This window comes from Chitinophaga sp. G7 BAM 1005 (genome assembly GCF_057126945.1).
This window is the reverse complement of sequence record NZ_CP181478.1, coordinates 657,178-672,697: the sequence shown is the minus strand read 5'-3', so window position 1 is coordinate 672,697 and position 15,520 is coordinate 657,178. Positions and strand designations below refer to the sequence as shown.

9 protein-coding genes are annotated in these 15,520 nt (G+C 49.1%); all 9 read right to left on the bottom strand.

Features of this window, described 5'->3' with window-relative positions; genetic code table 11:
- Positions 1-2 precede the first annotated feature (2 nt).
- The 9 genes from ACMXI2_RS02655 to ACMXI2_RS02615 all read right to left on the bottom strand — a co-directional run bounded on the left by ACMXI2_RS02655 (position 3) and on the right by ACMXI2_RS02615 (position 15,479).
- Entirely contained in the window at positions 3-1,403 is a 1,401-nt protein-coding gene (locus ACMXI2_RS02655; RefSeq protein WP_483780178.1) for an ATP-binding protein, read from the bottom strand.
- A 113-nt stretch (positions 1,404-1,516) separates the two neighbouring features.
- A complete protein-coding gene (gene bglX / locus ACMXI2_RS02650; protein WP_483780177.1) occupies positions 1,517-3,814 on the bottom strand; it encodes a beta-glucosidase BglX in 2,298 nt (765 codons plus the stop codon).
- A gap of 10 nt (positions 3,815-3,824) precedes the next feature.
- Entirely contained in the window at positions 3,825-5,564 is a 1,740-nt protein-coding gene (locus tag ACMXI2_RS02645) for a family 43 glycosylhydrolase (RefSeq protein WP_483780176.1), read from the bottom strand.
- 5 nt (positions 5,565-5,569) lie between these two features.
- Positions 5,570-6,886 (bottom strand): glucoamylase family protein, encoded by a 1,317-nt coding sequence (locus tag ACMXI2_RS02640; RefSeq protein WP_483780175.1) that lies wholly within the window; start codon positions 6,884-6,886, stop codon positions 5,570-5,572.
- Between the two features lie 13 nt (positions 6,887-6,899).
- Positions 6,900-8,558 (bottom strand): glucoamylase family protein, encoded by a 1,659-nt coding sequence (locus tag ACMXI2_RS02635; protein ID WP_483780174.1) that lies wholly within the window; start codon positions 8,556-8,558, stop codon positions 6,900-6,902.
- Positions 8,559-8,564: 6 nt separating this feature from the next.
- A complete protein-coding gene (locus ACMXI2_RS02630; RefSeq protein ID WP_483780173.1) occupies positions 8,565-9,392 on the bottom strand; it encodes a LamG-like jellyroll fold domain-containing protein in 828 nt (275 codons plus the stop codon).
- Between the two features lie 17 nt (positions 9,393-9,409).
- The gene (locus ACMXI2_RS02625; protein WP_483780172.1) at positions 9,410-10,894 is read right to left on the bottom strand and encodes a RagB/SusD family nutrient uptake outer membrane protein; all 1,485 of its coding nucleotides are present in this window, start codon (positions 10,892-10,894) and stop codon (positions 9,410-9,412) included.
- Positions 10,895-10,912: 18 nt separating this feature from the next.
- Positions 10,913-14,176: a TonB-dependent receptor gene (locus ACMXI2_RS02620; RefSeq protein ID WP_483780171.1), complete on the bottom strand. Its 3,264-nt coding sequence runs from the start codon at positions 14,174-14,176 to the stop codon at positions 10,913-10,915.
- Between the two features lie 223 nt (positions 14,177-14,399).
- Positions 14,400-15,479 carry a FecR family protein gene (locus ACMXI2_RS02615; RefSeq protein WP_483780170.1) on the bottom strand — a complete coding sequence of 360 codons (1,080 nt, stop codon included), beginning with the start codon at positions 15,477-15,479 and terminating at the stop codon, positions 14,400-14,402.
- Positions 15,480-15,520: the final 41 nt, after the last annotated feature.

Below are 15,520 nucleotides of genomic sequence, written 5' to 3'. Positions count from 1 at the left end.
CATTAATTATTCTCTATGGGAAATGAAATGGTAAAAATGGTTTTACCGGGTACGGAGGTTTGTTTCACAGATCCGCGATGACGCTGTACAATTTGCGATACTACATCCAATCCCAGCCCCGTTCCTTTTCCCAGGTCTTTGGTGGTAAAAAAAGGTTCAAATATGCGCGACTGTATTTCCTCCGGGATACCAGGCCCATTATCAGTGATGGTTACATGCACGCACTGGCGGTCCTTTGTGGTGGCTATTTCCAGCCGTCCTTTTTTAGCGGGCTCCATTGCGTCCAGCGCATTATCCACGAGGTTGGTCCATACCTGGTTCAGTTCTCCGGGCAGCGCTTTTATTTTTGGTAGCGAGGTATCAAAATTTTCCACCAGTTCCACATTGCCTTTTTTGAGGCGGTAATCCAGCATGGTGAGCGTGTTGCTGATACCGCTGTGGATATCGATGAATTGTTTATCCGGCTCCTGGTCCATGTAAGTATATCTTTTCACGGCGCTTACCAGGTCGGATATTCTTTTTGAAGATATCTGCAGGTCGCCTACCATCCTGTTGGCTTCCAGTGCACCATGTATCCAGCTGAAGATCACATCCAGGTGGGCGGGATCAAACTGCCGGCTGAAATCATCCAGCGTGGTAGTTTCCACACCATATTCCGCCAGTATTTCTGCTATTTCTATCCGGGAGATGTTTTTGCTCTCCAGCCAGTCTTCGATAGCAGTTGTTTTATCAGATAGTTCCAGTAGGGATGGCGCTTTTGATGGCTTGTTGCTCCACCACTGCTGCAGGTTGTCAACAATAGCGGTGGCCTGTTCCTGTGATAAACACAGCGCAGCCATCTCTTTAAATATCGCGGGAATATGGCTGATATTTTCAAAGAGTTTATCCGAGCTTCTGCAAATGGCGGCTACCGGGTTATTCAGTTCATGGGCCAGGCCCGCGGACAATTTTCCCAGCGCCATCATTTTTTCGTTCTGCTGCTGCGAGGAAGTGGTTTCCCGCACGCGGCTTGTCATGATATGCACCAGTGCCTCCGTTAGTTCGTAATGCTGTTCAATATGCGCTTTGATCTTTTCCGCCGGGCAAATCAGGATCCTGGTATCTTTCAGGCACAAGCCATTTCCCATTGCATTTTTCACGCGGGAAAAGGGCAGCCAGCCGGTAATATTGTCGTCGTTCAGTTCCACAATTTCCCGGTAATGCCCGTTGATGGTGGCGGAGATGCGTACCTTTCCTGAAATCACAATGATGGTGGCGATCACCGGATCGCCGGCTTTAAACATTAGTTCGCCTTCCGGCACCAGTTTTTCTTCCGACTGGGAGATCAGCCACTGCAGCTGTTCCAGCGGCACCTCTTTGAGAGCAGGAATACTTTTTAGTTGTATTGCAGTGATGGGTTCCATATAATAAATGCTAATGGTCAGTTCTCAAATATAAGCTTTCAGCACCCCAAAAGCAAAAGGCCGCCTTTCCTGGCGACCCTGCTTCTTTTAACCATTAATAAACCATATGCGCCTTACAATAATTCAAAGGTGTTTTTCAGCCTGATATCGGCGGAAGAGGCGCCAATCATCAGGTCGAATGTACCCGGTTCGGCTGCCCATTGCAACTGGCTGTTAAAAAACGACAGCTTTTCCTTGTCGATCGTGAAGTGAATGGTTTTGCTTTCTCCCGGCTGCAGTTTTATCTTCTGAAAATCTTTCAGCTCTTTCACCGGCCTGGTAACGGATGCTTCCCAGTCTCTCAGGTACAGCTGTACTATTTCCTCGCCGGCGTAAGCGCCGGTGTTGGTGAGCTTAAAGGCTACGTCGATGGTTTTGCCGCTGCTTATTTTATTGGCGCTGAGCGTAAGTCCTTCATACTTAAAGGTGGTGTAGCTGAGGCCATACCCAAAAGGAAACAGCGGATCGTTGGCCACATCGAGGTAGTTGGAACGAAATTTCTGTGTGGGTCCTTCCGGCTGCGGACGGCCGGTATTTTTATAATTATAGTAGATCGGGATCTGGCCTACATTCCGGGGGAAGCTCATGGTGAGTTTACCGGAAGGGTTGTAATTTCCGAAGAGTACATCTGCAATGGCGTTACCTGCTTCATGACCCTGGAACCATACTTCCAGCAGGGAAGTAGCCTGTTCATTTTCGGTGGTGAGGGTGAGCGGCCGGCCGCTCATGAGCACTACTACCAGCGGTTTGCCGGTTTGCGCCAGTGCGGCTAACAGTTTGCGCTGACTTTCAGGAATACCGATATCTGACCTGCTGGCGGCCTCTCCGCTCATTTCCGATGCTTCGCCAACCACGGCTACCACTACATCCGCTTTGGCGGCGGTGGTAAGTGCTTCTGTGAGCAGCTGTTCCGGTGTGCGGGTATCGATATCTATTCTTTCGCCAAATACATTTACTTTTTTGGCAAAGCTGGTATCATCGCTGATGTTAGCGCCTTTGGCGTAGAGGATATTCACACCACTGCCGGCTACCTGTTTCACACCGTCCAGTACAGGTACGGACAGTTGCGCATCGCCACTTACGGCCCAGGTGCCCAGCATATTACTTTTATTATTGGCCAGTGGTCCTACCAGTGCGATGGTACCTGATTTTTTCAGGGGCAATGTTTGCCGGTCATTTTTCAGCAACACGCAGGAGCGGGCGCCCAGTTCCCTTGCCGCCTGTCTTTTATCTGCGCTCAACACTTCTTTGGTGGCGGTAGTTGTGTTGCAGTAGCGGTAGGGATCTTCAAACAGGCCGAGTTTGTATTTTGCTTCCAGCACCCGGCGGCAGGCATCATTGATTTCAGTAAGCGTTACTTTATGTTCCTTCAGGGATTGTTGCAAGGTGGTAACAAAACCTTCGCCTACCATGTCCATATCCACACCGGCTTTTAATGCCAGCGCCGATACGGTTTGCAGGTTGCCCAGGCCATGCGCTATCATTTCATTGATAGCGGTGTAATCCGTTACCACAAAGCCTTTAAAGCCCCATTGTTTGCGGAGCAGGTCTGTCAGCAGCCATTTGTTGGCCGTAGCGGGGATACCATCAATTTCGTTGAAGGAGGTCATGACGCTACCGGCGCCGGCATCTATGGCCGCTTTATACGGTGGCAGGTAGTATTCATACATTTTGATGCGGCTCATATCGGTGGTGTTATAATCCCTGCCTGCTTCGGCAGCGCCATACAGGGCGAAGTGTTTTACACACGCCATCACACTGTTCTTCTCACCCAACCGGTTGCCCTGGTAGCCATGCACCATAGCGGCGGCTATTTTTGAACCGAGATAAGTATCTTCCCCGGAGCCTTCCGCAACGCGGCCCCAGCGCGGGTCACGGGCGATATCCACCATCGGGGAGTACACCCAGCAAAGACCATCGGCGCTGGCTTCTGTTGCCGCCAGCCGGGCGCTGTGTTCAATCAGCGGCAAATCCCAGCTACAGGACAATCCCAGCGGAATAGGAAAAGTAGTTTTGTAGCCGTGAATCACATCCGACCCAAAGATCAGCGGAATTTTAAGCCTGCTTTTGGTGACCGCCAGTTCCTGCGCCTGCCGGATCTTTTCCACACCGATCACGCCAAACAAACCGCCTACATTGCCTTTGCTGATCTTTGCCTCCACATCACTGCTTACCACTGAACCGGTAAGCACGCCACCACCTGGTGTGAGTAAGTTCAGCTGCCCGATCTTTTCTTCCAATGTCATTTTTCCCATCAGCGCGCTCACAAACGTGTTCATTTTCGCGTCTGTTGTTTGCGCCTGCACCTGGCCGGCGGCTGACAGGGCCAGCGCCATCAGCGCGCTTTTCAAAAGGGTATGTTTATGTTTCATACTGTTTGTTTTATTCTGCTTTTATCACTTTTGTTCTGGCAGATACGCCGTTTTCATTGATGGCCTCTATACAAAAATAATAGGGGCGGTCTTTGTCCATGCCTTTGAAGTAATAATCGTTGTTGTTATGCACCATGATACAGCTGTACAATTTATCCGGTGAGGTACCTGTGTAAATATTGTATGCATACGCATTGTCTACCGGCGACCATTTGATCCACGCACTTCGTTTATCCTTCTCCGTGCGAAGCACCAACAGGTCTTTCACCGTATCCGGTACCGCGCCGTTGCCGTTGCCAAATACCCTTAGTCCGCTGAGCGCGAATTTTCCGCCGGGCATATGGATGTTTTCCATTTTGATATAACGCGCCTGCACCGGTTTTGTTAATTCGATATAATCGTGCGGTACATCTTTCCGTTGTTTGCTTTTATCGGCCAGCATCTTCCAATGCTTTCCATCTTCCGAAAACAAAAGTATATACTGGTGATAGATATCCGTTTGTTTACCTAAAAATGGTGCATCCTGATCCGCATAATTTACCTGTACTGCATTAACGCGGCTAACTTTTCCGAGGTCTGTCTGTATCCATTCGCCTTTGTTGCCGGTGGCCGCACTCCAGTATGTTTTTATGCTTTCATCTACGGCGTTATTGGGAAGATACCCGCCATACACGGAAGATACGGTAACTGGTTTGTTATAATTCAGCAGCATCCAGCCGGTAAATCCTGCGTTATCAAAAGCGGTGGTATCGGCGCTTCTCGAAATATAATGCGGGTAATCGCCGAAAGAGGTGTTACAAAACATCACGTCTTCTTTATCAAAACCGGCGGGCCAGTAGCCGATACGGCGTTCAAAGCTGTTTTTCACAGCAATTACCATTGTAGACACATGCCACCAGAATCCTTTATTATCCTGGAATGTAGCGCCATGACCGGCGCCACGGGCATAACCCCCAGGCTTATACGAAACGGGGTCTGATTGCGGCGTAAAGGGCCCCAGCGGATGATCGCCTACCACTACCCCATCGGCATAGCCACTGAACTCAGTTCCGGGCGCGCCGTATTGCAGGTAATATTTTCCGTGGTGCTTTGTCATCCAGGCGCCTTCAATAAACGGGTCCAGGAAAGTATTATCCAGGTTTTCCCCAAACCGTTGCCAGCCATAGCGATCCGGCTCCAGCAGGTACATTTCTTTTCTCGTACCCTTTGGTTGCAGCGTGCTGCGATTCATTTCCACACCATATAAAGGATACCGGTTACTGCTGCCGTTGTACATATACAAACGGCCGTCATCATCTGCAAAAAAAGCAGGGTCCCAGCCGCCTATCTGCAGGGAGTCGATCGCTTCTTTCCACTCATTTCCTTTGGGATTGGTGCTCATCCAGATGGGGAAGTCGCTGGTATAGGTAGAGCCGAATACGAGCAACGTGTCACCCATTACCCATGCCGCAGGAGCGCATAGTTCATCGTATACATGATGATACGGCTTCAGGAATTTCCTTTCCACAAAATGCCAGTTGAGCAGGTCCGGGCTCCACCAGTATCCCCATTGATTGGTGGAAAACAGGTAGTAGTCGCCTTTGTAATTTACAATCACCGGATCGGCAGTGGCGCGGTGTTTCCCCCAGGTAGTAAAGTTGGGAATAGGGCAATAACCGTAATCAATATTCACCGGGTTACAATAGGTAGTTTGCGCAGTTGTATCCATGCATATGAACATGATCACCAGCGCATATATCCATCTTCTCATCATAACTATTTTACCGTAGTTTCAAAATCAAGTTTCTTCAATCCCTCTTTAATTTCCGGGCAACTCATAAACAACTTCCACAACAAACCGGTGCGGTAGTTTTCAATCATCACCACAATAGGGCCCTGATCAATGGCCAGATGTGAAGATGCGTACCATTGCTTTGTTTCGTTAAATGCATCGGTAAAGCCGTACGCTGTCCAGATCTTATCGCCCAGGTCGTAGTAAAAATGTTTGAGCGCCTGCATGGAATATTCAGGCGTGTAGGGGAACGCGGATAGTGCTGCGGTGGGTGTGATAGTGCCCCAGTCGTTCTCAGGTGAATGTGCATTATACCCGTCATAAGTGTCGCTCGCGGTGAGTCCCCAGCAGTTGGCGCCGTATCCTTTAAATCCTTTTGGATTGCGAACGCAGTGTTCGCGGTTGATAAGCGTATGATGCAGGTTTTGTTCCCAGTAATCGGCGTATCGGTCTTTTAATCCGTGTGGATTTAACCCGAGGAACGAGTAGTGAGAGAAAAACAGCGGTCCGCCGTAATCAAATCCCAGCGGGAGTTTGATGCCATAAAAGGTACGATCGTTCCTGAAATAAATATTGTTCACCCAGCCCTGGTGATATACTTCCGGGTTGATGGCGTAACGGGGAGAGGAAGCGGCCAGTACATAAGTAATAAGACATTCGTTCCATCCCTTGATTTCGTGGTTCATACTCCAGCCATTGTTGGGGCTCCAGTGCCAGTACAATACATTGCGTCCGCCCTGCGTGTACCAGTTCCATTCCGTTTCATTCCAGGTCCAGTTGATCTTATTTCGTAGCTCCGTTTCCGTTGGTGAGTCGTTGCTGAAATACTGACGAGCGCAAAGAAGCCCCTGAAACAGGAAGGATGTTTCCACCAGGTCGCCGCCATCATCTTTACGGCTGAAAGGAATTGTTTTACCGGTTGCGCCATTCAGCCAGTGTGGGAAAACGCCATGATAGCTATCTGCTTTCCGGAGGAAGTTCACTATTTTCAGGAGCCGTTGTGCGGCGGCTTCCCGTGTAATCCATTTACGTTCCGCGGCTACGATGATCGCCATTACGCCGAAGCCGGTGCCACCGGTGGTCACTACTTCGTCGCCGTAATCAAAGGATTTATTGCTGCGTTCGCGCGCCATACCGGATACCGGGTGACCAAAATCCCAGAAGTAACGGAAGGTTTGTTTTTGTACCAGTTCCAATAATTGTTCGTCCGACATTTTTTGCCGGATAACAGGAATTTTCTTTTGTGCCATTGCCGGCTGCAGCAGGAAAAACAAACAGCCGATAAACAGGATATATTTCATTATTCTTCCTTTTTCAGAGATGTGGGCTGGTAAAGCCCAGGTTATGCATGCCGGTTTTTATTTCCGGGCAGCTCATTAACAGGTTCCACAATAATCCGCTGCGATGATTTTCTATCATTACTATCACCGGTCCCTGATCGATGGCCAGGAATGAATTGGCAAACCAGGTATGCTGAAGAGAGAACGCATCTGTAAAGCCATATTCCTTCCAGATTTTATCGCCCAGTTTGTAATAGAAGAATTTCAGCGCCCGCATGGATTCCTGCGGCGTATATGGGAAAGACGACAAAGCGGCAGTGGGTGCAATTACGCCTACATCATTAGCAGGCGAACTCGCCGTATAGCCGTTGGGGATATCACTGGCGGTGAGGCCCCAGCAATCGGCGCCATAGCCATAGTTTTTCCCCGGGTTGGCAAGGCAATAGGCGTAGTTGATGCGTGTATGATTTACTACCTGTTCTTCATAATCTGCATAAGTATCTTTTAATCCTTTTGGATTGATGCCGAGGAAAGAGTAGTGCGAGAAAAACAGCGGTCCGCCCAAAGCGGGTCCCAGCGGCAGTTTTATATCGTAATACAAATTATTGTTGCGTATGGCGCCGTTGTTTGCCCAGCCGCTGTCGTAAGTAGCTTTGGGTACCGGCGTTTGCGCGGAGGCTGCGAGGATGTAAGTGATCAAGCATTCGTTCCATCCTTTCACCGGCATATTCATGTCCCACTTATACTCGTTGCTCCAGTGCCAGTACAGCACATGTGCATTATCTTTCCTGAACCAGTTCCATTCCACTGCATTACAGATGGCGTTGATATCATTTCGTAGCTGTGTTTCCGTTATATCTGCATTTTTAAAATATTGGCGTGCGGTTAAAAGTCCCTGGATGAGATAGGATGTTTCCACGAGATCGGCGCCGTTATCTTTTGTGCTGAATGGAATAGCTGCGCCGGTGCTGCCATTGAGCCAGTGCGGGAAGGCGCCGTGAAAGCGCGCCGCCTTTGTGCCGAGGAAAGTGGTTATTTTTTGTATGCGTGCCAGTCCTTCGCTGCGGGTAATAAAGCGGCGTTCTATGCCGGTGATGATAGCCATGATACCAAAGCCGGAGCCGCCGGAAGTAACGGTTTCCCCGCTGGTGTTTCTTTCGCGTGCGAGGCCGCTTACCGGGTGACCGAAGTCCCAAAAGTATTTGAATGTTTGCTGTTGCACCAGCGTGAGCAGTGCATCGTCGGAGATCCGTGGAAATTTATCGGTAGTATCTATAGCGGTTACCAGCGATAATGAAACGGCCGTCTGAAGTTTGGCGTTCTTCACCGACAACAAGCCGGCGCCTGCTGTAATCGTATAGGCGGTGAGGTTAGACAATGGCGCAACGGGTTTCAGCACAAGGGTACTGTCGCCATGCTCCCACGTTGCATTGTATGGGACGTTACCACCACTTTTACCGGCAAAAGAGCAGGCAGCTGCAACAGAGCTGCGTAATACTGCATCGGAGAAAGAAATCCTGACAGCGGGTTGTGTGCCGGTACCATAATAGGAAAAACCGGCAGACACGCTATCCACGCTCAGGGCCTGAAAGCTGAAGGAGGCCGGCGTAACGGGCGGAGGCGACGTATTGTCGCCCCCGCTCTTACTGCAGCCTGCTGTTATTATCAATAATAAACAAGCTATCCATTTCATATAAAACTATTTACCCCGCCCTTCCAGTTTAACCAGGGCGCTGACATCTGCTTCTTCCAATGCTTTATTATAGATCCTCACTTCATCCAGACCACCGGTGAGGTAGCTGGCCCAGTCCTGTGCCGTAGCTTCAGAGGTGAGACTGGGAACGGTCTGGAACTGTGAGGTACCAAACACCATTTTGCCCGGGTTCACGAACTGGATCGGACCTGCTCCGTTCATCACATGCGTGGCGATCCTTAATCCATTTACGTATATCTTAAAAGAATCCACACCGTTATAAGACAATGCGAGGTTGGTCCACCTGTCCCATACATTCTGCAACTCATAGTTACCCAGCCATGCTTCTCCCTGCGCGCTGGCTACGTGCATTTTCAATACTGCCTTCGTATCGGTACTGCCATTTTCAAAAAAGATATCGATGTTGCCCCAGAAGCTTTTGGTGTTGCTGAGGCTAAGCAGTCCTACGATACCGGCGGTATTCTGCGGGTTGTTTACCCACAGCGTGATAGTAAATGCTTTGAGGCCGGTGATAGAAGTGCCTGGCGTGAACAGTGCGTATGCTTTATCTGCGCCTTTAAGGGCGCGGTCTTTGATACCTGTGGTGAAAGAGGTACCGTTGTTGTCGCAGTTTGTTTTAGAGATGCTGTCGGTGAGGTTGTCGTTGAATCCCCAGTAGGCCACCAGGTTACCCGGGGCAATTTCGGAGGCGCTGGTATAACCGCCGATAGACAATGCCGGTTTATAGCTGTCGGCATCAAACTTTTTATAGCAAGACGACATGAACAGCGTGATGGCTGCCAGTAGTACGTATGATTGATATCTGAAGTTCATAATAGTTTTATTAGAGATTAGTAACCCGCATTTTGTGTCAATGTTCCTGCGCTGATATCAATTTCATTCTGCGGAACAGGCCATACCTCATTTTTTCCGGCCACGAAGCCTTTAGTACCAAATACGGCAGCGCCTCTTCCCTGGCGGATCACATCAAAGTAACGGTCGTTTTCCATTGCCAGTTCTACTCTTCTCTCATGCCATATTGCATTGCGTAATGCTACTTTATCGGTAGTGGTTACATCCGGGAGAATGGCGGCGTTGTTGCCACGTGCACGGGCCCTTACAGCGTTCAGCGAGGTGAGTGCCAGGGCAGTATTACCTTGTTCATTGGCGGCTTCTGCATTCATGAGCAGCACTTCCGAATAACGGATCACGCGAACATTCTGATCAGCGCCTTCTGTGTAGCCGGTTACGAACAAACGGAAAGGCACATACGATTTCTGGTTAAACATCGGGTTATCGCCGGTAGGTGGTATAAGATCGCCTTCCGGTGTGGTTTCCCCTCTGAAAATGATGGTAGCATCTCTCCGTGGATCGCCGGGTTCATACTCGCTTACGAGGCTTTGTGTGGGAACGTTGAAGCCCCAGCCACCGCCTACAACCCCTTTTACTCCCTGTATTTGTGAGTACTGGGAATTAGAGGCATCTTTACTATTCAGGATCAGCTGGCACTGGATTTCAAAAACGGATTCTTTGGAATTTTCATTCGCAATGCGGAACAGTTGCTCATAGTTAGGATACAGGGTGTAACCCAGTCCCATTACCTGGTTGGTATAATTGAGCACATCCGGCCATTTTTTGAGGTACATGGCTACTTTTGCGTGCAGGGCCAGTGCGGCGCCTTTGGTGGCACGTCCTGCGTCGGAGGCGGGATATGCCGGTGGCAATACCGCTGCGGCTTCTGTGAGGTCTTTTTCAATAGCTGCCCATACTTCTGCCTTTGGCGTTCTCGGTAAATTATATTCGCTGGCGTCAACTGGTATTTTCAGGCGCAGGGGCACATCGCCAAAGGCGCGTACCAGCCGGAAGTACGCATAGGCACGTACGAATTTTGCTTCCGCGAGGTAGCGGTTTTTCAGTGCGTCGTCCATACTGATGGCAGGAATATTATCCAGTACCTGGTTACAGAAATTAATTTCCTGGTATTGTGATTTCCAGTAATCAAGAATTTGTCCTTCTGTAGCAGTCACTGAAAAATCGTCGTACTTATTGAGGAAGCTGGCGTCGGATGCGTTACTTCCTTTTTCGGCGTCATCGGAGCCCAGGCTTTCTATAGCGATGGCGGCAAATGCTACCTGTTTCCATTCGCGGAGATTGGCATAAATAGCATTTACTGCTTTGGTGGCATCTGCTTCATTTTTCCAGAACTGCTCGCTGGGTTGCTGTCCCTGTGGGGGTACATCGAGAAATGATTTCCCGCAACCTGCGATGGCAAGTAATGCCGGCAATATAACGCCACCGGCTAAACGTTGTATATTAAGTTGAGTATTTCGTTTCATAACAAGTCTGCTTTATTATCAGAAAGTAACATTTACACCAAAATTGTAGGTTGCGTAGAGTGGGTATACGTTGTTATCGATACCGGCTTCCCTGGGCTTACCGCCAATTTCCGGTGTGAATCCCCGGTATTGGAAGAAGTTGAAAGCGTTCTGTGCGTTTGCAAATACGCGCAGGTTTTTCATGCCCCATTTTTCCGTCATAGCAGCGGGGAAATTATATCCCAGCTGGATGTTCCTGATCCTGAAGTAGCTGCCGTTTTCAACGAAGAAAGAGTTAGGCAGGTAGTTATCGCGGCCGCCAATGAAAGCAGAAGGATAGGTATTGGAAGTACCTTCTCCATGCCAGCGTTTATCGTAAAAATCTTTCGTGAAATTTTCATTACCAAAACGCGCACCGAGGTTTACGTTATATACATCTACACCTGCCACACCCTGGAAATCGAGGGCAAGATCAAATTGTTTCCAGGTGAAGGAGGTATTGATACCATAGCTGAAGCGAGGATTAGGGTTACCCAGCGGCACGCGGTCGTTCGCATCAATAACGCCATCAGGTACGCCTTTTGGTCCGCTTACGTCCCTGTATTTAAAGTCTCCTGCCCTTGCTTTGGGTTGTGCGGAGTTTAGTGCTTCCGCATCTGTCTGGAAAATTCCATCTACCATATAACCTATAAACTCACCTATGGGCCTGTCGAGCATGGTACGGGTACTCAGTGCGCCACTGGTGAGACCACCACCACCGCCATAAATTGGATTTTTACCGGATACCACGCTTAATACTTTGTTTTCGTTATAACCGAGGTTACCTCCAACAGAGTAGGTAAAGTCTTTCTTTATCTGGCTTTTCCAGCTTACTGCAAATTCAAAGCCGCGGTTCTGAAGATCGGCCTGGTTGGCGATGATAGTACCGGAATTAGTACCCACAGAACCGGGAATGTTTACATCAAAAATGGCCCGTACTGTTTTCCGGTTATAGTAACCTGCTTCCAGGTACAAGCGGTTGTTAAGCATACTGGCTTCCAATCCTACATCCGTACCTACGCCTTTTTCCCAATAGGTAGTAGGCGGTACTACGGAGTTGATACTCGCGCCGGTGTATACATTGCCACCGAAGACAGCAGTGAGGTAAGGATCCTGGGCTACCCTCAATATGGAGATATTAGAAGTAACAGAGGCATTGCCTATCTGGCCCCAGCTGCCACGCAGTTTCAGGTTATCGAAGAAATGTTGTTGCTTCATAAAGCTTTCCTCGCTGATGATCCAGCCCACTCCTACAGAGGGGAAATAACCCCAGCGTTGATCGCCATAGAACCGGGAGGCGCCGTCGGCACGCAGCGAAGCATTGAGGAGGTACCTGTTTTTAAAGGAATAATTGATCCTTCCAAAGTAGGAGGATACGGTGTAGATATCTCCTTCATCTGTTATTTCCCTACCGGCGGTGCTGCCCAGTTTCAGGTACATATCTCCTTCACTGTTATTCGGCACATTAGGCGCCGTGGCGGTGAGCTTATAAGTTTGATAGCGCTGTGCGCCCTGGCCCAGCAATACTCTCAGGTCGTGGTCTTTGAATTTATTCTGATAGGTCAGTGTATTTTCCACGATCCAGTTGCGGGTGTCGGTATTTTCGCGGGTGAGTTTACTGTTGTTGGCGCGTTGTGCAATGGTAGCCGCAAACACGGGCACATAGTTGCGCATCAGGTTTTCGCCGTATTCACCGCCGATGCTGGTATGAAAAGTAAAGTGTTTGGCAAACCGCAGGTCGGCATATACACTACCTGTAATGGTTTGTTTTTTGGTGAACTGGTTGAAAAAGTCGAGGGTTGCCTGTGGGTTGAAGTTTGCGCCTTCACCGAGGTTATAATCGTTTGGATCCCCATAAGTACCATCGGCGTAATGCACCGGTACTACAGGGCCGGCACTGTACAACTGGCGCCAGATAAAGTCGGGAACGTCATTTGATTTATTGGCAGACGCAGTAACTGTGTAACCAACCTTCAGTGGTTCAAATACCTGGAAGTCGTTTTGTAACCGGGCGGTGTAGCGGGTAAAGTCGTTGGTATTCACCAAACCCTGCTGGTGCAGATAACCTATAGAGAAATTATAGGTAGATTTTTCTGATCCACCACTTAGGGACAACTGGTGATTGGTTACCATTGCATTCCGGAGGGTTTGATGGTACCAGTCGGTGCCTTTTCCAAACTGGGAAGGATCATCGAACAGGGGGGCTTTATCATTACGTTCCTGCAGTTCATTTACCAGGGTGGCATACTGACTGGCATCAGCCATTTTCACCTCATTGGTTACTTTCTGATAGCCTACATAGCCGTTATAATTCACGACTGGTTTTCCGGATTTCCCTTTTTTTGTGGTGATGAGTACTACGCCGTTTGCCGCGCGTATCCCGTAAATGGCTTCGCTGGAAGCATCTTTCAGGATACTCATGTTTTCGATATCGGCAGGGTTGAGGAAGTTGATATCATCATACCATACACCATCCACCACATATAATGGGTTGGCGCTGCCATATATGGTACCGGTGCCGCGGATCTTGATTTCGGGTGCTGCGCCGGGTTTTCCCATATTGGTAATGGTTACGCCGGGCACTTTCCCCTGGAGGGCGCTTACCGCGTTATTAATGGGTTGCTTATTGATTTCTTCTCCTTTAACCTGGCTGATAGCGCCGGTAACATCTACTTTACGTTGCACGCCATAACCCACTACCACCACCTGTTCCACCATGCTCACTGATTCTACCAGGGATATATTGATCACAGAGCGGCTGTTAACCGGTATTTCCTGGCTGGTGAAGCCAATAAAGGATACCAGCAGCGTGGCGTTTTCGGGCACCGTAAGCGTATAGGTGCCATCCGGCCCTGTAACCGTTCCGCGGGAAGTTCCCTTGATGCTGATGGTAGCACCGGGCACCGGTGTGTTTCCATCTTTACTGGTTACCTTACCGGTAATTTTGATGTCCTGCAATTCCCCTGTGTTGGCCATGATGACCACCAGGTTATTCTCGATTACTTTATATTTCAGGCCGGTATTATTGAGTATTTCGCTCATGAGGTCAGCCAGACGTGTGTTGGTCACATCCACATCCACTTTCTTCCTGATGTCTTTCAATGCGTTGTTATACAGGAACCGGTATTCGCCTTGTTTTTCAATACTACTGAGCACTTTGGCGATCTCCGTTTCTTTCAGCCGGAGAGTTATCGTTCCCTGCCCCTTCGCATTGGCAGATACCTGGAGCACACCTGCCAGCAGCAGTAAGGCGGTCCAATTCATAATTAATAAGACTTTTTTGAAGGCATGGGAGGGTCGCTTCGCAGTTGTTAGCGATTTTTTCATACTTTTAGATCTAGAGGTAATAAAATGGAAGCCAGCTGTTTTTAAGGATTGGCGAAGCTTCCTGTTATGCTTCAGGAGGGAAATGTTGGCGCATTTCCCTTTTTAGTTACCAGTAGCTCAAGACGAATTAAATCTGTTTCCTTTTTTCATAACGGAAATATTACTGGTTAATAATAATTTCTGTACCGTGGATGGTATAATTAAATACAGCAGTCATTTGTAATGCCTGCAATGCCTGTTGAATATTTTCCTGTGCAAATACACCGGTGAACCGCAGCTCTTCTTTCCTTTTATCGGCAAACTGGATAGTTACCCCGTACCAGCGCTCCATGCGGGCGGCCAGCGACGCGAATGACTCATCGCGGAATACGAGTTTATTTTCCATCCAGGAAGTTTCTACAATCGCATCTTCTTTTTCTGCATAGTAAGTAAGATGTTTTACCGCCATTACCGGATCATTGGTTTTTACCTCGTGTAAAGAGTCGTCCGATACCAGGATTTTTTCTGTGGGTTTCAGGATGATCCGTTCGCCGGGGCGGCTGGCGGGAGAAGCCTCAATACTGCCCTGCAGCAGCGTGGCTTCGGTCATTTTATCACCTGGATAAGCTTTCAGGTTAAACCGGGTTCCCAATACTCTCACGTCCATGCGGGTGGTGTGGATAATAAAGGGATAGTCCGCGTTTTTAGCGATATCAAAAAAGGCTTCGCCGCTGAGGTTTACCTCGCGGTTGTTATTGCCAAAATCTTTGCTGTAAGTGAGTTTACTGCCGGCATTGAGCCATACGTGGGAGCCGTCGGGCAGTTGTACGGAAGTGCGGGAACCATTACGGGTGGTTACTTCGCTGATAGCGGGTGAATGAACCGCTTTTCCGGCGGGCCGCCACCACCAGGCTGCTGCTGCTATGAGGATGCCGGCAACTGCTGCGGCCGCAAGGTAACGCAGCCAGGGGCTTCTTGTCCGGGTTTCCAGCTGGAAAACAGCCGCCTGCTGTTCTTCCGTTGGTAAACCAATAGCTATCCCCTTCTCCTGCATACGGCTGATAAGACGGGTATGCGCGTCCTCTCCCTCCGCCCTGTCGGCCGGATCAGGTGTGGTTTTCCAGATATCTGTAATGGCTTCTACAGGAAAGTGAAGATCAGGGTAGACACGCAATAAACCTTCCAGCTCCTGCAGTTCTTCTGCAGATGCTTCTCCGGCCAGTTTCCTGCCTATCAGTTCCCATACGCGCTTATTATTCATAACGTTTCGATAGCTACTCTGTATATAGGTACCATTTGGAA

Coding starts and splice junctions, on each gene's coding strand:
- ACMXI2_RS02655 (WP_483780178.1), bottom strand. CDS start 1,403: ATGGAACCCATCACTGCAATACAACTAAAAAGTATTCCTGCTCTCAAA.
- bglX (WP_483780177.1), bottom strand. CDS start 3,814: ATGAAACATAAACATACCCTTTTGAAAAGCGCGCTGATGGCGCTGGCC.
- ACMXI2_RS02645 (WP_483780176.1), bottom strand. CDS start 5,564: ATGAGAAGATGGATATATGCGCTGGTGATCATGTTCATATGCATGGAT.
- ACMXI2_RS02640 (WP_483780175.1), bottom strand. CDS start 6,886: ATGAAATATATCCTGTTTATCGGCTGTTTGTTTTTCCTGCTGCAGCCG.
- ACMXI2_RS02635 (WP_483780174.1), bottom strand. CDS start 8,558: ATGAAATGGATAGCTTGTTTATTATTGATAATAACAGCAGGCTGCAGT.
- ACMXI2_RS02630 (WP_483780173.1), bottom strand. CDS start 9,392: ATGAACTTCAGATATCAATCATACGTACTACTGGCAGCCATCACGCTG.
- ACMXI2_RS02625 (WP_483780172.1), bottom strand. CDS start 10,894: ATGAAACGAAATACTCAACTTAATATACAACGTTTAGCCGGTGGCGTT.
- ACMXI2_RS02620 (WP_483780171.1), bottom strand. CDS start 14,176: ATGAATTGGACCGCCTTACTGCTGCTGGCAGGTGTGCTCCAGGTATCT.
- ACMXI2_RS02615 (WP_483780170.1), bottom strand. CDS start 15,479: ATGAATAATAAGCGCGTATGGGAACTGATAGGCAGGAAACTGGCCGGA.